Source organism: Actinacidiphila yeochonensis CN732, assembly GCF_000745345.1.
In the GTDB taxonomy this organism is placed as follows: domain Bacteria; phylum Actinomycetota; class Actinomycetes; order Streptomycetales; family Streptomycetaceae; genus Actinacidiphila; species Actinacidiphila yeochonensis.
Genome location: NZ_JQNR01000005.1, coordinates 2776307 through 2797749, shown reverse-complemented (window position 1 = coordinate 2797749; position 21443 = coordinate 2776307). Strand labels below are relative to the sequence as shown.

17 protein-coding genes and 1 pseudogene are annotated in these 21443 nt (G+C 69.7%); 13 read left to right on the top strand and 5 right to left on the bottom strand.

Annotated features, from left to right (window positions below; translation table 11 throughout):
• Positions 1 to 168 precede the first annotated feature (168 nt).
• The 12 genes and pseudogenes from BS72_RS23695 to BS72_RS34620 all read left to right on the top strand — a co-directional run bounded on the left by BS72_RS23695 (position 169) and on the right by BS72_RS34620 (position 15300).
• Complete coding sequence (locus BS72_RS23695; protein WP_107498866.1) at positions 169 to 504, top strand: hypothetical protein; 336 nt, start codon at positions 169 to 171, stop codon at positions 502 to 504.
• Positions 505 to 851: 347 nt separating this feature from the next.
• Complete coding sequence (locus BS72_RS36730; protein ID WP_157856319.1) at positions 852 to 2405, top strand: hypothetical protein; 1554 nt, start codon at positions 852 to 854, stop codon at positions 2403 to 2405.
• Positions 2402 to 3349: a PrgI family protein gene (locus tag BS72_RS23685; protein ID WP_037913371.1), complete on the top strand. Its 948-nt coding sequence runs from the start codon at positions 2402 to 2404 to the stop codon at positions 3347 to 3349. The genes BS72_RS36730 and BS72_RS23685 overlap by 4 nt, the downstream gene beginning before the upstream one ends.
• A 107-nt stretch (positions 3350 to 3456) precedes the next feature.
• On the top strand, positions 3457 to 5214 hold the full coding sequence (locus BS72_RS23680) for a VirB4 family type IV secretion system protein (protein WP_078901895.1): 1758 nt from the start codon (positions 3457 to 3459) through the stop codon (positions 5212 to 5214).
• Between the two features lie 2 nt (positions 5215 to 5216).
• Positions 5217 to 7625, top strand: coding sequence for a type IV secretory system conjugative DNA transfer family protein (locus BS72_RS23675; protein WP_232792522.1), 2409 nt, complete (start codon positions 5217 to 5219; stop codon positions 7623 to 7625).
• Between the two features lie 60 nt (positions 7626 to 7685).
• Positions 7686 to 8657 (top strand): annotated as a pseudogene (locus BS72_RS23670) (replication-relaxation family protein); the annotation flags it as partial.
• Positions 8654 to 9589, top strand: a complete 936-nt coding sequence (locus BS72_RS23665) for a bifunctional lytic transglycosylase/C40 family peptidase (protein WP_037913367.1) — start codon at positions 8654 to 8656, stop codon at positions 9587 to 9589. The pseudogene BS72_RS23670 and the gene BS72_RS23665, both read left to right, overlap by 4 nt.
• A 41-nt stretch (positions 9590 to 9630) precedes the next feature.
• Entirely contained in the window at positions 9631 to 10377 is a 747-nt protein-coding gene (locus BS72_RS23660) for an extensin (protein ID WP_107498864.1), read from the top strand.
• A 300-nt stretch (positions 10378 to 10677) separates the two neighbouring features.
• A complete protein-coding gene (locus tag BS72_RS23655; RefSeq protein ID WP_037913363.1) occupies positions 10678 to 11472 on the top strand; it encodes a hypothetical protein in 795 nt (264 codons plus the stop codon).
• A gap of 224 nt (positions 11473 to 11696) precedes the next feature.
• A complete protein-coding gene (locus BS72_RS34625) occupies positions 11697 to 12506 on the top strand; it encodes a hypothetical protein (RefSeq protein ID WP_232792520.1) in 810 nt (269 codons plus the stop codon).
• Between the two features lie 161 nt (positions 12507 to 12667).
• Entirely contained in the window at positions 12668 to 14740 is a 2073-nt protein-coding gene (locus tag BS72_RS23650) for a GNAT family N-acetyltransferase (protein ID WP_232792519.1), read from the top strand.
• Positions 14737 to 15300: an ASCH domain-containing protein gene (locus tag BS72_RS34620; RefSeq protein ID WP_078901591.1), complete on the top strand. Its 564-nt coding sequence runs from the start codon at positions 14737 to 14739 to the stop codon at positions 15298 to 15300. Before BS72_RS23650 ends, BS72_RS34620 begins: the two co-directional genes overlap by 4 nt.
• 111 nt (positions 15301 to 15411) lie before the next feature.
• Here BS72_RS34620 and BS72_RS36725 read toward each other — a convergent pair whose 3' ends face one another.
• Positions 15412 to 15588 carry a hypothetical protein gene (locus tag BS72_RS36725; RefSeq protein WP_157856318.1) on the bottom strand — a complete coding sequence of 59 codons (177 nt, stop codon included), beginning with the start codon at positions 15586 to 15588 and terminating at the stop codon, positions 15412 to 15414.
• A 214-nt stretch (positions 15589 to 15802) separates the two neighbouring features.
• On the bottom strand, positions 15803 to 16186 hold the full coding sequence (locus BS72_RS23645; RefSeq protein ID WP_107498863.1) for a hypothetical protein: 384 nt from the start codon (positions 16184 to 16186) through the stop codon (positions 15803 to 15805).
• A 54-nt stretch (positions 16187 to 16240) separates the two neighbouring features.
• Here BS72_RS23645 and BS72_RS34615 point away from each other — a divergent pair.
• A protein-coding gene (locus BS72_RS34615) for an IS5 family transposase (RefSeq protein ID WP_107498862.1) occupies positions 16241 to 17139 on the top strand; the annotation gives its coding sequence in 2 pieces (ribosomal slippage) (positions 16241 to 16595 and positions 16595 to 17139; 900 coding nt in all).
• Here the strand turns inward: BS72_RS34615 and BS72_RS23635 are convergent.
• The 3 genes from BS72_RS23635 to BS72_RS23625 all read right to left on the bottom strand — a co-directional run bounded on the left by BS72_RS23635 (position 17136) and on the right by BS72_RS23625 (position 20942).
• Entirely contained in the window at positions 17136 to 17618 is a 483-nt protein-coding gene (locus BS72_RS23635) for a hypothetical protein (RefSeq protein WP_037913361.1), read from the bottom strand. The genes BS72_RS34615 and BS72_RS23635 overlap by 4 nt on opposite strands.
• 327 nt (positions 17619 to 17945) lie before the next feature.
• Positions 17946 to 19766, bottom strand: coding sequence for a VWA domain-containing protein (locus tag BS72_RS23630; RefSeq protein WP_037913358.1), 1821 nt, complete (start codon positions 19764 to 19766; stop codon positions 17946 to 17948).
• 60 nt (positions 19767 to 19826) lie between these two features.
• Entirely contained in the window at positions 19827 to 20942 is a 1116-nt protein-coding gene (locus BS72_RS23625) for an AAA family ATPase (protein ID WP_078901893.1), read from the bottom strand.
• Positions 20943 to 21443: the final 501 nt, after the last annotated feature.

The window sequence follows — 21443 nt, the reverse complement described above, 5'->3', positions numbered from 1 at the left end:
GGAATGTGCGCTCACCCACCTCGCTTTCGCCCGCGCTGGCGCCGCGTCGCGACGTGATGCCGGGTGTTGGTCTCGTTCCTTGCTGTCGCTGCAGTTGGAGGTCTGTCCGCTGTGCTCGCCAAGCTCCGGGGGACGCGTCGGCCCGTAGATCGCCCCATCGTTCGCGGTATGGCCCGGGTGGCCGTCAACTTGGCCTTCACCGTCGTTCTGTTGCTGGCGGACGGACCGTACGTGTGGGCTGTCGCGGACATCCCCACCGTGATCTCCAATCTGCAGATCTGGATCTTGGGCCTGCTCGCCGGGCTCGCCACGCTGTTCCTCACCTTCGGCGGCGTGCGCTACCTGATGGCCGGAGGCGATCCCGGCGAGATCGAAGCCGCCAAGCGCGCTCTGAAGGCGGCGGCCATCGGATATGCGTTGGCTCTTCTGGCGCCGGTCGTGGTCACAGTTCTGCAGGGAATCGTCGGCAGCAACACCAGCAGCGGCAGCGGCAGCGGCAGGTGACAGGCGTACGGCGCCTCGCGCGCGCCCTGTCCGCGGCGGCCATGCTGAGTCTGCTCTCCCTGGCCCCGCCAGCCGTCTCGCAGGCATCTGCACCGCCGGCCAACGGGGCGCTCCAGGGGACCACCCGTGGCACGCCGCGGGATCCACAGCCCCTTCCCGATCCGACGCCAGGCCCGCCTCCCATCCCCTCGGGCCCGGGAGCGCCTGCAGCACCGCCCCGGCCACCCGGCCACTCAGCTCCCGCGCCCCGGCACCCTGTGGGACCGCCCCCGGCGTCCGGGCTGATGCCTCAGGCGTGTCAGGTGGACGGATACCCCTGCCACGACAGCAGCTTCGGATTCGGGAACTTGCTCGACATCCCCGGCATGGTCGAAGACGCCGTCACCCGCTTCCTTGGCACTCTGGTCGAGCAGGTCATGAAGCCTGTACGCGAGATGTTGGCCGACACGCTGCTGGCCACTCCCGACGTCACCACCAATGGGGACGTAAAGCGGCTGTGGACCGCCATGCTCGGCATCACCGCCGGGATCTACGGGCTGTTCGTGACCGCGGGCGGCATCACGGTCATGGGCTACGAGACCGTCCAGACCCGATACGCCCTCAAGGAGATCGCACCCCGCCTGCTGTTCGGGGTGGTCGGGGCAGCCACCTCCTTGACCGTGATGGGCAAGGCCATTGGCCTGTCCAACGCTGTCGCTCACGCAGTCATGGCAACCGATATGTCCGACGCGGCGCAGGGCGCGATCAAACGCGCGCTGCCGCTCCCGATCACTCCCAGTTCCGATCTGTTCTTCGTCATGCTCGGCCTGGTGGCCGGAGCGCTGGTCCTCGCGACGCTGATCGGCTTCGTGATTCGGGTGACGCTGATGGCGCTGCTGGCGGTCTGTGCCCCGCTGGCCTTGGCGTGCCATGCACACCCGCTGACCGATCCGATCGCCCGCTTGTGGTGGCGGGGCCTGACGGGGTGCCTCGCCATCCAGATCGCTCAGTCAATGACCTTCGTTCTCTCGCTGAAGCTGTTCTTCGCCCCCGGCGCCACGGCGCTGGGTCTGCCCGCGCCGGGCGGGTTGGGCACGACACTGGCTGGCCTTTCCCTGTTCTGGGTGCTGTTCAAGATCCCAGGCTGGGCGCTTCAGGTTGTCCTGCGCGGTTCGCCCGTCCAGTCCCCGCGCGCATCCGCGCCGTTGCGCATGCTCAAACACCTGGCGATGTATCAACTCATGGGACGACCGTACGTGCACGGGCCCCGGAGGCCGGGTGGCCAGGCCGGCGGGTTCGGGTGGGGCGGTGGCGGTCCGCGGGGTCCAGGCGGGAGATCGCCGAGCGGTGCTGGGGGCTTTGGAGGTCCACCGGCCACAGGACGGCCGGGGAGGACCGGCGGCTCCGTGCCCCGCATGAGAACGTCTTCGAATCCGCGGCGCGGCGGTTCCGCGGACCCCTCAAGCCAAACTGCGCCAGGACCTCGAACGGGTACCACGGCCAGGGCGCGGATGGCTGTGAGTTCACGTCCGGCGCCTGCTGGGGGCTCGACCCCCAGATCAAGGCCCGGAACGTCAGGACCGGTTCAGCCAACTCGTGGGCCACGCACGCCGCAACGCGCTCGTACGCAACGAAGCCCCGGGACTGCCCGCGGACCAGCCCCCGCCCGTCGGGGCGGCCCGGCTCCGACGCAGGCCTCCAGCGGACCGCCGCGCTCTCCCCAACCCGCATCCGCGCCTGCCCAGACCCGGGCCGCCGCCGCGCAAGGCGCGCCCACCCGCGCCTCCGCGGTCCAGCCGGCCACGTCCCCGCGCGGTCGACAGATGGCCCTGCCCATCCCGGCCGAGCGTGTCCGGAAGCGTCCACCACGCCCGATGCAGCTGCGCCTGCCCCTCGAACCGCCTCGGAGCAACTCTCGATGACTGACACCGACACCCCGGAAGTGGCGCCGCTCACCGCCCGCATCCCTTCGGACATCTCCCGGCCGGACCGGGTGCTGGGCCCCTTCACCGCGCGCCAAGCCGGTGTTCTCGCCGCAACCGCGCTGGCGCTGTACGGGGGCTACTGGGCCACTCGGTCCCTCATGCCGCCGATCGCGTACGTAGTCGCGGTGCTTCCCGTGGCCGGGGCGGTGGCGGCCGTCCTGCTCAGCAGCCGCGACGGCATCGGCCTGGACCGCTTCCTGCTCGCCGCGCTGTCCCATGCCCGTCACCCCAAACGCCGGGTGCACGCGCCCGCCGGGGTCCCGCCGCTGCCCGCAGCCGTTCCCCGTCGCTGGGCGCGGGCGGCAGGACGGGCACCGGCCGCGATGCGGATGCCCTACCAAGGTCTGACCCCAGCTGGGGTGGTCGATCTGGGCCGCGACGGGGAAGCCGCCGTTGCCGCCTGCTCCACGGTCAACTTCGATCTGCGGTCCGCCGCCGAACAGCAGGCTGCGACCGCATCCTTCGCCCGCTGGCTCAACTCGCTGACCGGACCCGCGCAGGTGGTGGTGCGCTGTCATCGCATCGACCTGGCTCCCCTCGCGGAGGCCCTTCAGCTCGGTGCGCCGGCGCTGCCGCACCCCGCCTTGGAGCAAGCCGCGCGGGCCCACGGCGACTTCCTGGCCGAACTGGCTTCGAGCGAGACGCTCCTGGGTCGGGAGGTCCTGCTGGTCGCCCGCGAGCCCGACACGGGGCGCCCCGTGTCGCGGGCCGCCGCGGGCGGGCGAGTCGTCCAGCGCCTGGAAGAGGCCGCACGCGCGCTCGGCCCGGCCGAGATCACGGTCACGCCACTCGATGCCCCGCACACCGCCGAAGTGCTGCGCACAGCCTGCAACCCCGACACCACCGCACCGACCACCGGATGGGAAGGTGACCCTGCGTGATCCGCCTGCGTTCAGAGCGGCTTCGGCCGGCGACTCACAGCGACGTTGTGCGAGCCCACGATTTGCTGGACGCCGTGGGCCCCGAGGCCGTCGAAGTCCACGCCCGCATGCTGGCCGTGGGGGCACAGGTGGCGTGCACGTTGGTGGTGACCGGCTATCCGGCCGAGGTCACCGCCGGATGGCTCGCCCCGCTGCTGAACTTCCCCGGGCATCTCGATATCGCTTTGCACATCGATCCTGTCCCCAGCTCGGTCGCCGCCGCCGGGCTGAAGAAGCAGCGCGCCCGCCTGGAGTCCAGTCGCCGCGCCGGCTTCGACAAGCAACGCCTGGACGACCCGGAAGTGGAGGCAGCCGCCGCCGACGCCGCCGAACTCGCCTACCGCATCGCCCGCGGCGAGGGAAAGCTCTTCCACGTCGCCCTGTACCTCACGGTGTACGCCAGCGACGAACAGTCCCTGGCCGAGCAGGCCGCCGCAGTCCGCGCGGTCGCCGAGTCGCTGCTGTTGAGCGTCGCCCCCGCGACCTACCGCGCGTTGCCGGGCTGGCTGGCCACCCTCCCGTTGGGAATGGACACCCTCAAGATCCACCGCACTTTCGACACCACCGCGCTGGCCGCATGCTTCCCCTTCACCAGCCCGGACCTGCCCCTGCCGCGAGCGACGAGCGGCGACCGTGCTCTCGACGGGGTCTTCTACGGGCTGAACACCGCCTCCGGTGCTCCGGTGCTGTGGGACCGCTTCGCGCAGGACAACTACAACTCCATCACCTTGGCCCGGTCCGGCGCGGGCAAGTCGTACTTGACGAAACTGGAGCTGCTGCGGCTGCTGTTCACCGGGGTCACAGCCTCGGTGATCGATCCGGAGGACGAGTACGTCCGCCTCGCCGAAACCGTCGGGGGCCAGGTGATCGAACTCGGTGCCGACGGGGTGTGCGTCAACCCCTTCGACCTGCCGATGGCGAGCGAGGACGAGGACGGTGCGCTGACCCGGCGAGTGCCGTTCCTGCACAGCTTCCTCGCCGTCCTCTTCGGCACCGAACTGTCCGCCGTCGACAAGGCCGTCTTGGACCGGGCGCTGCTGGCCGCGTACGCTCACGCCGGGATCACCGCGGACCGCCGTACCTGGCAGCGCACCCCGCCCACCCTCACCGATCTGGCCACTGCCCTGCGGGAGGACGGCAGCCCGGTGGCAACCGATATCGCCGACCGGCTCCAGCCGTACGTGGCCGGCTCGCACGCCCGTCTCTTCAACGCCCACACCACCGCTCCCACCACCGGGCACCTGACGGTCTTCGCCCTGCGGCACCTACCAGACGAGGTCAAAGCCCCCGCCATGCTGCTGGCTCTCGATGCGGTCTGGCGTCGCGTCACCCACGAGGGCCACCCCGGCAAACACCTTGTCGTGGTGGACGAGGCATGGCTGCTGATGCGCGACGGCGCCGGCGCCGGCTTCCTGTCCAAGATGGCCAAAGCCGCTCGCAAGTACTGGGCGGGGCTGGCCGTGGTCACCCAGGACGCCGACGACGTCCTGGGCTCCCCCCTCGGGCACGCCATCGTCTCCAACGCGGCCACCCAGATCCTGCTGCGCCAGGCGCCCCAGGCCATCGACGCCATCAGCAACGCCTTCCACCTTTCCCGAGGAGAGCGGGAGTTCCTGCTCACCGCCACCCGGGGCGAGGCGCTGCTGCTGACCGGGGACCGCCACCACAAGGTCGCCCTGATCAGCATGGCGGCACCCGGCGAACACGAGGTGATCACCACCGACCCGGGTGAGCTGGCGCTGCAGGGCCCGTTCGCCGACGAAGAGCCGGACACCGAGGACGCTGACCACGACGACTTCGGCGAGGCCGGCGCATGGGGGCCTTGAGCATGTATCTCCAGCCTGCCGCCTCCGCCGGTCCGCACGGCGCCCTGGTCGGATTCCTCACCGACCCTGCCCGCGTGTGGAACATCGTCGCCGGCGCGGGAACGGGCTGGCTGTGCAGCAACGGGCTCTACCTCGCGTCGTGCTGCGCTCTGGCGATGGCGGGCGGTTGGGCGCTGAAGCACCGTCTGCGTGCGGCGCACTACCGGCGCTTGACCGAAGGTGCATTCTGTGTGGAAGTCCTCGCCCCGCCGACGGTGACCGCCCGGGGCGGCGAAGTCCTGTGGGCCCAACTGACCGGGTTGCTGCGGCCCTGGTGGCGGAGGATCACCAGCGGCCAGCCCTACGTGGCCTTCGAGTACGCCTGGTCGCACACCGGCCTGCGCATCCGCCTGTGGGCGCCCGGGGCCGTGCCCCTCGGCCTCGTGCGCCGCGCGGTCGAAGCCGCCTGGCCCGGCGCGCAGACCCGTGTCACCGTCACGGACCCGCTCCTCCCCCAGGGGCGCGTTGTTACCGCCGGCCGGATGCGGCCCGCCCGCCCAGCCGTCCTGCCGCTACGCACCGACCACCCCACCGACCCGCTGCGCGCGCTCCTGCAGGCGGCCACCGGCATGAGTGAGGAGGAGTTCGCGTGCGTGCAGATCCTGGCCCGCCCCGCCACCGGCTCGGCACTGCGCCGTGCCCGCCACCAGGCCCGACGCCTCAAGTCCGGGCACACCTCCCCCCGGCTGCCCGCTCTGGCGGCGTTCCTGCTCCACCGCCCTCAACCCACCGCCACCGGCAAGCTGGACCCCGAACACTCCGCCGCCGTACGGCAGGCCGCGGCCAAACTGTCCGGCCCGCAATGGCAGTGCAGCATCACCTACGCCGCCGCCTGCACCTCGGGGCACGCGGAACACCAGCGGGCCCGCGACATCGCACGTGGCCGGGCGCACGCCTTGGCCTCCGCCTTCGGTTTGTACGCCGACCGGAACTACCTGGCCCGTGAGCGCCTTCGGCATCCGGAGCCGTTCCTTCGGGACCGGCGGTTCCCGCCACGCACCGCCTTGCTGTCGGTGCCGGAACTCGCCGCCCTTGCCCACCTGCCCCTGGACGCGGACGCGCCCGGCCTCCGGCGCGCGGGGGCCCGTTCCGTCCTGCCCCCGCCGTCCGTGCCCGAGCCCGCTGCCGGCAACGGCGTCAAACCCCTCGGCCGCTGCGACACCGGCGCTCGTCGAGGCGTCGGTCTGGGCGTTCCGGATGCCCGGCACCACCTCCACGTCATGGGCGCCACCGGTTCCGGCAAGTCCACCCTCATCGCCAACCTCGCCTTGGACGACGTCCGAAACCATCGCGGCGTCATCGTCATCGACCCCAAGGGCGACCTCGTCACCGACCTCCTCGACCGACTCCCCGACACCTGCGCCGACCGCCTGGTCCTCATCGACCCCGACGACCCCCACCCCCCGCCGTGCCTGAACGTCCTGGACGGCAGGGACATCGACGTCGTCGTGGACAACCTCACCGGCATCTTCCGCCGGATCTTCACCGCCTTCTGGGGGCCACGCACCGACGACGTCATGCGGGCCGCCTGCCTGACCCTGCTCAAGCACCGCGACCGCACCGGCCAGCTCGTCACCCTCGCCGACGTCCCCCGCCTCCTCGGCGAAACCTCCTACCGCCTGCGTGTCGTCCCCGCCCTCCAAGACCCGGTCCTCCGCGGTTTCTGGGCCTGGTACGAGTCCATGTCCGAACCCTCGCGCGCCGCCGTGGTCGGCCCGGTGATGAACAAGCTCCGGGCGTTCCTGCTGCGCGACTTCGCCCGCCGCGCCATCGCCGCCGGTCCTTCCACCTTCGGCCTGGCCCAGGTTCTGGACGGCGGCATCCTGCTCGCCCGTCTGCCCAAAGGAGCCCTGGGCGAAGAGACCGCCCGCCTGCTCGGTTCGTTCATCGTCGCCGGCACCTGGCAGGCAGCCGCCGCCCGTGCCCGTACCCCCGAGCACTCACGCGTCGACGCCACCCTCAGCATCGACGAGGCGCACAACTTCCTGACCCTCCCCTATCCGCTGGAAGACATGCTCGCCGAGGCCCGCGGCTACCGCCTGTCCATGCTCTTGGCCCACCAGCACCTCGCCCAGCTCCCCCGCGATCTGCGCGAAGGCATCTCCGCCAACGCCCGCAACAAGATCTTCTTCAACGCCTCCCCTGAAGACGCGGCCACTCTCGAACGCCACACACTCCCCACCCTGGCCGCGCACGACCTCGCCCACCTCGGCCCCTACCAAGCCGGAGCCCACTTGCTCACCGCCGGTGCGGAATCCGCCGCCTTCACCCTCACCACACGCCCCTTGCCGCCGGCCGTGCCCGGCCGGGCCAAAGACCTCCGCGCGGCAGCCGCATCGCGCAACGGCCCCCGCCCCGCCACCCAGCCCTGAGCGCGCACCCCGCAGCCCCCTGACCACTGCGATGGAGGCCCTGCCCACCATGCCCGCACTCCCCGTCCCGCCTACGGCCCTGGCTCTCGCTACACCGCCCGCGCCGCCACCACCCGCCGCCGCCCGCTCGGCCACACCGACGTCGCGGTCCTGGCCCGCAGCCTCACCTCCCGCGACCTGTGGCTGGTCGCGATGCTCCACGAACACCGCGTGCTGACCACCCACCAGATCACCCGGCTGGCCTACACCTCGCCGCGCTCCGCCCAGCGACGCCTGCGAGCCCTCCACCGATCCCGCGTCCTGGACTCCTTCCGACCCCTCACCGCATCCGGCTCAGCCCCCGAGCACTACACCCTCGGCCCCATAGGAGCCGCGCTCCTCGCGGCACAGGCCGGACTCGACCCGGCGGCCGTCGCATGGCGCCCCACGCACACCGGCCGCATCGCCTACTCCCCCAGCCTCGGCCACGACCTGGGCGTCAACGATCTGCTTACCCACCTCGCCGCCCGCAGCCGCACCCACCCCGACGCGGCACTTCCCCTGTGGCTGTCCGAACGCTCCGCCGCACGCCGCTGGGGCGACATCACCCGCCCCGACGCCTACGCCCACTGGACCGGCAGAGGGCACCTGCTGCCGTTCTTCCTCGAATACGACACCGGCAGCCAGTCCCTGCCCCGCGTCGAAGCGAAACTCGCCGGCTACGCCGCCTTCACCACCGCAACGGGAACCCGCCCAGCCCTCCTCATCCACACCCGGACCCAATCCCGCGACCAGGCACTCCGCCGCCGCCTCGAACACACCGCGACCCACCTGGGCCTCCACGTGGCCACCTCCTCGGCGGACTTCACCACCACCGACCCGTGGGGCCCCTGGTGGGCGCCCCTCGAACCAGGCGCCCGACGCACCACCCTCACCGGACTCGCCACCCACTGGACCGGCCTGGCCCCGGCGCATCTGGAGGCGACCGACGCCGACACCCTCCTCACCCTCCCCGTACCACCCCTGCCGCCGACGAGCGCTGCCGCACCGTGAGTTCCCTGTTCGCCAAAGCGGCCGGCACGGTCGGGTGCGCCGTCCTGGCGCTACCGGTGCTGGCCGCGCTCGTGGTCGCGACGCTTCTTGACAGCCTGACCACCGGCAACGACGCCGCGGCCGCCCCGAGTAAGAGCGCCGTGGCCGACATCCCCCCGGCCATGCTCACCATCTACCGGCAAGCAGCCCCGGAATGCCCTGGTCTGTCCTGGACGATCCTCGCCGCGATCGGCAAGGTCGAGACCGACCACGCGCGTATCCACACCATGGTCTCCACGGCAGGCGCCGTCGGGCCAATGCAGTTCCTGCCTGCCACGTTCGCCGCCTACTCGCACCCCGTGCCGCCCGGCGGCCGAAGGCCAGCCACCCCCTGGGACCCCGTCGACGCCGTCCACGCCGCCGCCAGACTGCTGTGCGCCAACGGCGCCCGGGACGGCCACGACGTTCGGCGCGCGGTCTTCGCCTACAACCACTCCACCGCGTACGTGAACAAAGTCGTCGCCATCGCGGCCACCTACGCTGCCGGCGAGCCCGCGCCCGCCAGGGCCGGCGCCACGGCAGTCGCCTTCGCCCACTCCCAACTCGGCGCCCCTTACGTGTGGGGAGGCGACGGACCCGTCGATGGCGGCTTCGACTGCTCCGGGCTCACCCAAGCCGCCTACCACGCCGCCGCCATCGCTCTGCCCCGCACCGCCCAAGCGCAATACGACGCCGGCCCCCACCTCCCCCACGAGGCGCCCCTGCTCCCCGGCGACCTGCTCTTCTACGGCACCGACCCCCACCACATCACCCACGTCGCCCTCTACACCGGAAACGGCCTGGCCATCGACGCCCCCCACAGCGGAGCCGTCGTCCGCCAAGGACCCGCCCGCCTCAACACCCCTTCCTTCCGGGGGGCCACCCGCCCGGCCGTGCAAGGGGCAGCCGGGTGAAACAGCCCGTCCCCAGCGAGGCAGTCGCCCTCCTACGAACCATGTCGAAAGTGCTCTGCACCGTGGGCGTACTTGCGCTGATCTTCACTACGGTCAATGTGACGCGCTTTGCCACCAGCCGGGGCGTCCCCGGACCCATCGCGATCCTCCTCGATCCGATGATCGGCATGGCGCTGGCCGGCGTCCTGTACGCCGATGCCCGCCTCGCCTCCTGGGGCATCCGCCCACCTGGCTGGTCAACCACCCTCCGCTGGACTTCCGGATGCACCGCAGCCCTGATGAACACCTGGCAGTCGCTGTGGCCCGACCGCAGGATCGGCTGGCCTCACCACGCCGATCCAGCCGCCGTACTGCTCCACCTCACCCCCGCTCTTCTCCTGATCACCCTCACCGAAACGATCGCCGCCTACCGGACAACGATCAACAACCTCCTCGGCACCTCCACCACGATCGGATCCCCGGCCGGCAGGCCCCGATCCGTCAGCCGCCCGGCCAAACCGGCGCACGCCGATCCGAATCCGGCCGACCCCAATCCGGCAAAGCAGTCCACGCCAGGGGGCAGATCCGACACCCGCGCTACCGCCGGCGCGCCGATCGGCCAGCCGACCGAAGCCCCCGCAACGGATGCCGAAATGTGGCTGCGCGCGACCGCCCTGAACGACAGCGCCCTGGCTGCCACCGGCGATCCGGTGAGCGTCTGGCGGCTGCGCACCGATCTGCGCATCGGTCCGCGCCGCGCCCGCCAGATCCGCAACCGGCTCCTGACCGATCGCCCGATACCGCCGTAGGTCCGACCGCGGATCGAACCGCACGGTCGGCCCGCCGCTCGTCCCCACTGATGCAACACCGCTCTGGGCTCGACCGATCGACGCCGAACGGATCCGCTTGACTTCCCCGCCGATCCGAGCGTCCATGGTCGTGGCCGACCCGGGGACACACCGTGCACAACGGTTCACCCTGCGCATGTCGGCCCCGTCCGACCGGGGCTTCTGCGTTGCGCACGCACCCGGCGGACACCGCAGCCCACACCGGGCCGCACCCCGGCCGGGGACCTCCCTCACCGACACCACACGGAACCGAGGTTCCCCATGTCAGACACCACCAACCACGCCACAACCACGCCGCCCACCACCCCCGAGCCCACTCCAACCCCGACCGGCATGGCCGCCATCGCCTACGAATACCTCCCCGCACCCGACGAAGCGGTATCCGCTGCGGAACTCGCCCTCGCGGCGAAGATGGGCCACTCCACGGCGGGCAAGGTCCTCAACACCTTGGAGAAGCTCAACCTGGCCGTCCGCATTCGCGGCACCTACGACGGCCACCACCGCAGCCCCGACCTCTGGCACCGCGCACCCACCACAGAGGAGCCTTCGGAATCGCTCACCATCGCCACGCCCACCGAGACCCAGCCCCCTGCATCTCCGAGTTCTCCGGACCCCGACGTCACACCTCTCCACTCCGACGAGACAGTTGGGGCATCACAGGACGCTCAACCACAGCCCGAGCCCCACAACGCGCCTGCTGGCCTGGGCGCAGACGGGGCGGCCAGCGAAGTGAGTAGGAGCGAGGCACCGGCCGACGAGTCCGACTCGGGCTTGGGGCAGCCCGCCGGTCAGCGCGTGCCAGCCCCCCAGGTAACCGGGCAGCCCGGCGCGAACGGACGGCTGGCTCCAGGCGGCCTGCGGCAGATGGTCATCGACCACCTCCAGGCCCACCCCGGCGAAGCATTCACAGCCACCAAGATCAGCCGCGTGATCGAGAGGTCCTCCGGCGCGATCGCCAACGCCCTGGTCACCCTGACCAATCAGGGTCTGGCCGAGAGGGTGAGCGAAAAGCCGTTGACCTACCGCCTGGCCACCACCGGCCCGGCCACTCAGTAGGCGCCGCCAAGCAGTCCGAGGCGGGCACCCCTCCAGGGAGGTGCCCGCCCTTTAGCGATCGACCAACCCCGCCGACGATCCGATGCCGTTGATCTTCCAGGTGCGAGTGCGGAGCCCAGCATCAGCAGCCCGAAGTCCACCCTGCCGAACCGAGTCGCGACAACCTTGCAACGGCTCGTCCGGGCGTCCGCAAAGATGGACCCGGGATCGCATTCGGAGGGCAGATGGCCGGACTGGGGTGGGAACGATGGGCCTCTGCGGGGATATCCCCCGCAGACCTGCCCGACGGCTGGGGGTGGAAGCTGACTCGGCCGTCTGGCCGAGGCCTGGGTGACGACACCGTCGACTACGTCGCCGCGCTGCGCGACGGACTCACGGTTCCTATTGAGGAGCAGCCGGGTGTTCTGCTGCGCCGCCGCAAGCAGCCGTGGCACCGGGCCGCACCCCATGCCACCGACTCGTCCTATTTGCCTTTCGTGACCGATTTCCCGTTCGGGCTATGGATTATCACCTTCGTCGCCTCCGGCGACGAAGACCGCAAGGGCCGGAACTGGCACCAGAAGATCTGGCGTCGAGTGCCAGCTTGGTGGGCGCTGGGGCCACAAGGCCGCACGGCAGCCGCGCTGATTGCGCGCATCGAGCGGGCCACGTGGCAGGAGATCCTTTCCATGCGTCGTTCCTACGACCGGGCTTGGCCGCCCGGCTACCAGGATCGCGCCTGGTACGAGGCCGCGGATCTCGCAGCATCAGCCGATCGGGGCACGCCGAGGTCTGCATTGTGGCCCGCACTGATCCGACACGCCGAAGGAGCCCTTGAGCGAGCCGCACGCTCCCACGGCAAAAGGATCAGGGCGTTCTCCGACGAACAGAAGACAGTGGCCTTCGCAGCCGCCGCCTTGGCCGTTGAAGACCTCTCCCCCGACCTTGCCCGGCGGCTCCTCGGACCCCTCCGACTCTCCCTCGGTGATGCCCACGCTTGGCCCGTCCCCTCTTGGGCCGACTGGAATCGTGGCGAAGCAGGACAGCTGCTTTGAGCTTTCAAGTCCTCCACGCTTGCTTCACCGCCCTCGGATCACAACGCATCGGTCCACTCCGGAAGAGGCAAGTGGCCCGACCCCAGTAGCCCTGCGACTTTCCTGTTCTCCTGACAAGTATCGCAAAACGTTCGAGAATCACCGGTACGGATCAGTGGGCAGTGGAGGGGGCCATCATGGTGCGGGTCAGAGCCGTGTCCGAATGCGACGAGGAGCTCTTGCGGGCGGTCATAGACCTCGGAGACCGCTTCACGAACACGCTGGGCTTCTTGCCGCAGGCTGCGTTCAAGCAGGCAGCGCAGGCAGGCACCCTGATCGCCGCCACCACTGGATCCCGGCTTCTCGGATACGCACTGTACGGCCTGCCGGCCGACCGAGTGCGCCTTACACACCTATGCGTGGAACCCGAACACCGCGGAACGGGCATCAACAGGATGCTCGTGGACGCGATATCGGACCGCCACCCGGACCGTCTGGGCATCCTCCTCAAGTGCCGCAAGGACTATGGCCTGGAACGCATGTGGACGCGACTCGGCTTTGTACCGCGAACGGAGGTCGACGGGCGGGGCAGCACACGTAAGCCGCTGGTCGTGTGGTGGCGTGACCACGGCCATCCCGACCTGTTCAGCGAACTGGAGCCGACGGCTCTGCTGACCGCGGCAATAGACTGCAACATCTTCGCCGACCTCCACGCCTCCCACACCCGCACGGGATCCGAGGAGAGCCAGGCGCTCTCGGCGGAATGGCTGGCGAACCTGCTCGATCTGGTCGTCCTGCCACAGCTGATCGTCGAGATCCACAAGATCGCCGATCCCACCGAGCGCCGTATACAACTGCAGGCGGCCACGACCGGCTACCACCTGCGGCAACTCGACAAAGGTATCGACCACGGCCGCACCATCCGCGCGCTGATCGAGTCGGCGTGGGACAGCTTGGGAATCGAACTGCCTCGCGCGGAGAACGACCTCGCCGACCTCCAGTACGTCGTGGAAGCCAGTACGGCGGGCATCCAGCACCTGATCACCCGCGACGCGGGCCTCCTCGAACTCAGCCCCATTGCCGAGAAGGTCTGCGGTGTCCGCATACTGCGGCCATCCGATGTCGTGCTGCACATCGACGAACTGACGAGGGCACAGGTGTATCAACCAGGCAGCCTTCTGGGCACCACGCTTACGACGACCGCTGTCCCCGCCGGGCAGGAGCAGGAGCAACTGGTCTTTCACAACCACCGCGGCGGTGAAAGGCAGAAGGCCTTCAAGGCACGCCTGCGGCACCTCGCCGCTCACCCAGATCGCTGGAACCGACAGCAGATCATCGACGACCAGGGCGCCCTGCTGGCCACCTACTGTCAGGGAGAGAGCAGCGACGAACTCCAAGTTCCGCTCTTGCGTGTCAACGAACAGCATCCCCTGGCATCGACCCTAGCCCGGCAGATCCTGTTCATGCTTCGCCAGCGGTGCCGGGACACCGGGCTTCAGATCCTGCGACTTACCGATCCCCACCTGCAACGCACCATGCTCTCGGCTACCAGTGAAGACGCCTTCCAGAACCAGGCAAGTGATCAGCTCGCCTTCGTCCTGAATATGATCGCGGACACCGCCACCCTAGACCGGCACGCAGCAGATCTCGCCGGCCGCGTCGGCCTCGACCTCCCTCAGCTGCAAGCCCCGATGCCTTCCGTCGCCGCATCCGCGATCGAGCACGCCTGGTGGCCGGCGAAGATCACTGACGCCGAGCTGCCGACGTTCCTGGTGCCCGTACAACCGAAGTGGGCCTATGACCTGTTCGGGTTCCCCACCGGGCTCCTCCCCCGCAACGACCTGTTGGGAATCAGCCGCGAACACGTCTACTACCGCTCAGCCCGCTCCAGGGGGGAGCGGTATCCCGCCCGGATCCTCTGGTACGCCAGCTCGGACAGAGGTCAGCGTCTGTCATGCGTCATCGGCTGCTCACGGCTCGACCAGGTCGTGGTCGACGACGGGGAGCGCCTGTACCAGCAGTTCAAGCACCTGGGCGTGTACGGCCTGGACGACGTCCTTGCCAAGTGCGATGCCGACAACCGAGCCATGGCCCTGCGCTTCTCCGACACCGGCCTGTTCCCACGCCCGGTGTCTCACAAGCGACTTCTTCAGCTCGGGGCTCGTTATGGAGACAAGGTCAACGTACAGTCGGTCTTCAAGATCTCATCCGACCTGTTCCAAGCCCTCTACGAGGAAGGCCACCCAGCGCGGTGAACGACACGGAACGCGCCCTGCTGATCTCCGTCCACCCGAGGTTCGCCACGGCCATCCTGGAAGGCAGCAAGACGGTCGAACTCCGGCGGCAGCGAGTCGCCGTTCCAGAAGGAACCCCTCTCGTTCTCTACGCCACCTCGCCCGTCATGGCCCTGGTCGGGACCGCTCGGGTAAGTCGTGTGGACTCCGCAACCCCAGCAGCCATCTGGCGTCAGCACCGGGCACACAGCGGCATCAACCGCGACGAATACGACGCCTACATGCAGGGAGCATCGCAAGCATCCGCTCTCGTTCTTGACTCGCCTCAAAACCTGGACCATTCCGTCCCACTGACGCATCTGCGGGCGGGGGGCACCTTCCACCCTCCCCAGAGTTATCGATACATCACTCGCACTTTCCTGCTCGAAGTCCTCCGTGGACACAAAGCTGAAGATCAGCTACTCGCTCAACTCGACACACCCCAAACCACCGAATCGCTTTCAGTACGGACGCTCACTCCACGGCCAAAATCGAAAAGCAGTATGCGATCCGCATCGCTCCTCACCGCGCCCGCCCAATAGTAGATATTTGGTCATCCATCGGAAATTTATCCCAGGCCGCAAAGATGAACTACCCGGAAGATTTCAACCGGGACACCGCCGACTTCGCCGGGCGAGGTCTGCCGCTCCGGATCAGAATTCCATTCTACGCAGCTCGCGTTTCTCGGCGAGGCGGGCCGAACGCTTGCGGAGTTTGTGGACCTTGCGGTCCCTGCCGCCAGGGTAGAGAAAGCAGGTGCAGCCGCGACTGGCGTACCGGCAGGGCTGGCCCTGGTAGTTGGGCTTGGCGTTGGCAAGCATGCGGGCCACGACTGTTCCTTTCGATGGCGATTGACGTCTTTCACCCAACGCATTCCACTCGTTGGACCCTTTGTATTACCTAATCATCCGAGGTAATTCGGTCGAGGAATCCATGGGTGGTGCAGGTTGAGCGGCGTAGTAAAACCCTCGTTGCGGCACGGGCAGCGGCGGGCCGGGGCCGCCAGCCTCTCGGCTGGCGGCCCGGAACGGACTTCGAGGTCGCTCAGCGCCTTGCCCCGCAGCCGGCGTGGCCGCAACCGCCGCAGAATCCGCCTGCGTTGCAGGCGCACGGGCACGGAAGGGGCTTCCGGGCAACGCGGGTCCGCTGCTTGGGGAAGCTCATGTCGTGCTTCGTGGCATCACGGTCGGGGTCCGTGTCCTGGACAGCCAGGGCCAGGAGGTGGCTTCGGGCTTCCGTGTTCTGTTCGTCGAGGCGCAGCAGCTGACGGGGCAGGGCCGGGTCGGTCAGGCCGGCTGGGCGCCATCCGGCTACCGTGATGATGTGGGAGGCCGCCTCTGCTTCGAGCCAGGCGACGTGGTGGGCCGAGACCCAGGTGGCGTGCCGATCGCAGACGGTCTCCGTGGCCGCGTTCAGGAGTTCGGCCATGGACGTTCGGGCGCTGTTGCCCGCCTGCTCTAGGCCGTGTCTGATAATGATCTTGTGACGGGTCGAGGCGAGCTGACGGATACAGCGTGGGAGCGGATAGAGCCGCTGCTTCCGGGCGCGGACGGGTGTGGACGCCCGTGGCGGGATCATCGGCAGGTGGTCAACGGGGTGCTGTGGCGACTGCGGACGGGTGCGCCGTGGCGTGATCTGCCGGAGCGGTATGGGCCGTGGCAGACGGTCTATGAGCGGTTCGCCCGCTGGGATGCGGACGGTACCTGGGCGAAGCTGCTGGAGCACATCCAGGTCCGTGATGACGCGGTGGGCGCGGTGGAGTGGACGGTTTCGGTGGACTCCACGATCAATCGCGCCCATCAACATGCGGCAGGCGCCCGCAAAAAGGGGAGGCCGACGGGGACAAACTGGAAGATCCGGAACGCTCGGCGGCACGGCAGGCCCTCGGCCGGTCCCGGGGCGGCCTGACCACCAAGGTCCACCTGGCGGTTGATGGCCGCGGCCTGCCGCTGTCGCTCGTGCTCACGCCCGGCAACGTCAACGACTCCACCCTGTTCGAAGCGGTACTGGACGCCGTCCGTGTCCCGCGCGCCGGGCGGGGAAGGCCACGCACCCGCCCGGACCGGGTCCTGGCGGACAAGGCCTATTCGTCCCGGGCGATCCGCGCCTGGTGCAGGCGTCATGGCATCGCCGTTACGATCCCTGAACGCTCTGACCAGGTCGCCAACCGGCTCCGTCGGGCCTCCCAAGGCGGCCGGCCTCCCGTCTTCGACGCAGAAGCGTACAAGCACCGCAACGTCGTCGAGAGGTGCTTCAACCGGCTCAAGCAGTTCCGCGCGGTAGCAACCCGCTTCGACAAGCTCGCGGACCGCTACCAGGCCGGACTCCGCCTCGCCTCGCTGATCCTCTGGCTCCGCGAGCCCGCGTCGGCACGCGTTTAGCGCGCGGGTGGCAGCACGGCGAGCACACCCGATGGGATCCCCAGCTGACCCAATCGGGACAGGAGCGCTGCTTCCTGTTCCTGCGTGACCTCAACCCACAGGGCCGTTCCCGAGTCGCTGGCGCTGAAGACCAGCCGGCCGTCCCGCCAGCCTTCGGCGTGGATTGTGTAGGGAGCCAAGTCCGACAGCACCCTGAAGTGCCCGTCGTCTCGGACATCAAGGTCGATCCCCATCCCAGGATCGGAGCGCCTGGACCGGGTACCGCTCACGACATCCTGCCGAGCCAGCGATAGCGCACGCTCATACGAGTGCAGGACTTCGACCGGCCAGAGGTCACCGCTATAGGCGTCGATGTGGGCTGCGTCGATGCTCGAACGCAGCACATGAAGCGCTTCGCGATGAACACGCGCAACGTCCGCAGGGCGAAACCCGTCCACGAGTACGAACTCGCGGACCCGGACACCATCCTGCCTGATCACATGCTGGATCCTCCCACAGGCAGCCAGCCCACTCCGCAGAGAAAGCCGCCACAACCTGGTCATTGTCAGACACGACCTAGCAGGGTCTGGGCGTGGGCGAGGATTTCGTGGACGAGGGCGCGGTGGTCGCGGAGATCGGGTGCTGACATGTTCCGGTCCTTTCACGAGACGGGTGGGGGGGCCGCGTGGTATCTGGGTCAGGCGCTCGGGTGTGCGCCTGCGGTCGCGGGCTGGTGGCGAGCAGTCGGATCGGCTGGGTACGGGACTGCCTGCGGAAGTTGGTGTTCGGGGTGGGTGCCGCCCCGGGGCGGGGCGGCACCGGGCTCGTCAGGGGTTGGTGCTGGCGAGGGCCTTGGCGGCGGCCTTGCCGATCGCGGCGGCGGCCTGGGCGGGGTCGGTGAGTTCGAGGACGGTGACGCCGGGGAGTGGGCGCGGGTCGGGGGCAAAGGCGAGCCACAGGACTGCGCATCCGGCCGCGCGGAGGGCGGTGATGCGTTCGGCGGCGTGGTCGGCCTCGTCGGGGTTGTAGTAGCCATCGGAGGCGATCACCAGGAGGCGACCGGCTCCGGGGTCGAGGAGGTCGACTCCGGCCGTCAGCGCGTCGACGGCTTCGGCGAGGCTGTGGCCGAGTCCGGTGGCGTTGAACTCGGTGACCTGTCGGGGGGCGCGGCCGGGTGTGGTGATCGCGGTGATCGACTGGTCGTAGGTGACGGTCGCGCTGCGGGAGTCGGGGTCGGTGAGGGCGGTTGCCTGGGCCACGATCCAGGCGGCGGAGGCCATGGGCGCGGTGGCGGCGTCCATGGAGCCGGAGACGTCTACGGCGATGGCGACGCGTAGGGGTGGGGTGGGGTTCGGGCGGTGCACGGCTCGTGTCCACGGCATCGCGGTGGGCGTGGCACCTACGGCGCGTTGTGCGTCGCGGGCCAAGGCCCCGCGCATGTTGAGGCGTCCGGGTGGCGCGGCCGAAGGCACCTCTGTGGTGGTGCGTTCGCGGTAGGCGGCGGCCCTCAGTGCTTTGGCGAGGTGTCCGGCCGCTGACCGCTCGGCGGTCCTCGGCTGGCGGGTACCGACCACTGGGGATGGCCTTTGGGAGATCATTCCTGCGCGCGGGTTGAAGGGGCGCTGACCGGAGGTGAAGACTTTCTCTGCGGTGGCTGCCGCCCGCCGAGCCTGGGCGACTTGCGCGGCTTTCGCCTGTCGGCGGGCGGTGCGCGTCGCCTCGGCCCGCGCCTCGGCTGCAGCGTGGGCGGTTTCGTGGGCCTGTACGCGTCCGATGACACTGCCGACGGCCTTGGCCAAGTCGCTGGTGGTGGCGGTGCGGTCGGGAGTGGGTTCGGATTCGGTGGGGTCTGCCCCGAGGGCTTTGCACCAGGCTTGGGCGTGCCGAAGCATGGTCCGGCTGTCCTGGTCGCCGGTGGTGTGCGCGGCGGACCAGATCTCGGCGAGGGTGTCCAGGGTGTCCTTGCCGAGGATGGCGGTGACGGCCTGTTCGAGGGGCTCGGTTTCGTCCGGGTCGAGGATTCCCGCGTCGCGGCGCGCGAGGAGCAGCCCGGCGGCAACGGCAGCCTGCCAAGGGTCGTTGGAGGTGCTGCTGGTGAAGTCCTCCAGGACCAGGGTGCGCACCGCCGCCCGCAGGAACGGTCGGTCGGCCGGGCGTCGGTCCAGGTGGGCACGTTCGGCGCGGGATTCCTCCAGCACCTGGGCCGCGCTGTCGGCCGCCGTCCCCCGCAGCGCTGGAGGGAACGTCCACCGGCTGTGAGCGGCGTGGGCGGCCTCGTGGGTGAAGGCGCCCCATGCGACGGGGTATTTGTTCTCGTCACCTGGCCGGGAGGGGTCGATGGTGGCCGGGTTGCATGGGGCGAACAGGGCAGCGTCGATTTCCAGGCTGGCCAGGTCGGGGTAGAAGGCGGCGGGGGCCCCCGATCGGGTGCCATGCCCGCAGGTGACGATCACGTCCTCCCGTTCGGCGAGTTCCGGCAGGCGCTCGCCGAGGGCGGCGGCGATGCGCAGCCAGTGGTCGACACCCGAGTCGGGCCCGGTGGGCTGATGGATGGGGCCGCCGTCGTCCTCCCAGCGGGCGATGGCCTGTTCGGCTTCGGACAAGGCAGGCGGGTTGGTTCGAACGTGGCTGTGCAGGTGTGCGGACATGGCGGATCGAGCCCTTTCGGATTTCGCGGTGGAATGGCGGCCCCGCGCGGGGCCGCCTGGTCAGAGTTGGCGTCCCAGAGCCAGCGCAGTGACGGGGCGGCCGAGGGCCTTCTGGACGATCTCGGCCACGGTGTCCCGGTCTTCCAGCGGCGCGATCCCGATCAGGTTGGAAAAGGCGGCATCGACCCCGAGGACATCGGAGACTTTCTGAAACGCGATCAGTTCGCGTAGCTGCGGGGCCCAACCGACCTCGCCTGCGGACTGGGCCGTCGCCAGGTGGCGGGCGATCCGTACCGCCGTGCGGTTGATCTTCAGCGAGGCCGCGAGGTCGTAGTCGGATCCCACTTGAACCTGCACGCTGAACCGCGAGGCGAGGGCTTCGGTCAGGACAGCGCCGTGCACACCGGGATTGTGACCGGCGATGACGTAGAAGCCGTCTGCGGCGGTGACCGTCTCGCCCTTGTGCGCCTTCACCTGGATCTGCCTGCGGCCGTCCATCGCCGGATACAGGGCGGCCAGCACTTTCGGGGAGATGAGCGTCGCGTCGTCCAGGAGGAGGGCGCGGCCCTCCTGCATGGCGGTGACCAACGGGCCGTAGACGAAGGTGTAACCGCCGTTCTCGTCTTGGGTGTACTCCCCTACGAGGTCGCCCACCGTGGTGTCACCGTCACCCGCGACCGTGATCAGATCGGGGAACGCCGCCTCGATCAGGGACGTCTTGCCCGTGCCGGGCGGGCCGTACAACAGCACCGCGACCTGCGCCTCGCGCAACCGGCGTAGTGCTTCCACGTCCGGCAGGTTCGCAAGCGCCCTGGGGTGATACCTCTGCCCGTTCGGCCGTACTACCGCCACGGGCCGCCCGGTCTGGGGCGCAGGCGAGGGCCCCTGAGGGGCGGGCGGGCGGGGCGCCGCAGGTGCCGGTTGAGGGCTCGGGGTGGGAGGTGCGCCTTGCGCGGCGGCCGCCGTGGCAGCGGTCGCGCGGTACGTGCGGGGCGTGGTCACCGCCAGTTCGGCCTCCCCCCGGGCCACCAGGGTCTCGCAGGCGTTCCCGACGGCCCCGCCGGAGTGCCCCAGCCTCCTGGCCAGGTCGGTCACGGTGAACTGTTCCGTCGGCTTCGCGGCCAGAACCTGCGCGACCCGCGCCCGCAACTGGCCCGGCCGAGCCTTCCCGCCCATGGTTGGCGGTGACACTGCAGCCGGGGCGGCCGGAAGCGGCACGGCGGGCACGGGCGGGGGCGCAACCGTGGCGGGCACGGTCGGGGCGGTGGGCAGGGATGCGGGCACGGCGGTACTGGTCATCAGCTGTCCTTTCAGTGACTGATCGGGCTTTCTTGAATTCAGGCGCCTTTTAGACGCACTCCACCCGTCATTTCATTTCGGGTAGGCCCTTCGCGGGAATTCACTTCCCCCGCCTTCCGGGAACAATTCAAATATAGCTCGACCTGCGCCACGAGTGAAGTTGAATCCGGCTGGGAATTGCTGGAGTTCTCGCGAATTCACGACCGGAATTCCGACGGAATGCGCCGTCCACGACGCAAGGCGTCGTGGACGGCGGCCCGGACGACCGATTCCCAGGGCCAGATGGGGCCGCGCCACGGCGCGCCGTGCCCCGTGCGCCGTGCGCCGTCCGGCACTCCACCTGCGGCACGGCGCCACCTTCGCCCTCGCCTGGGCGCC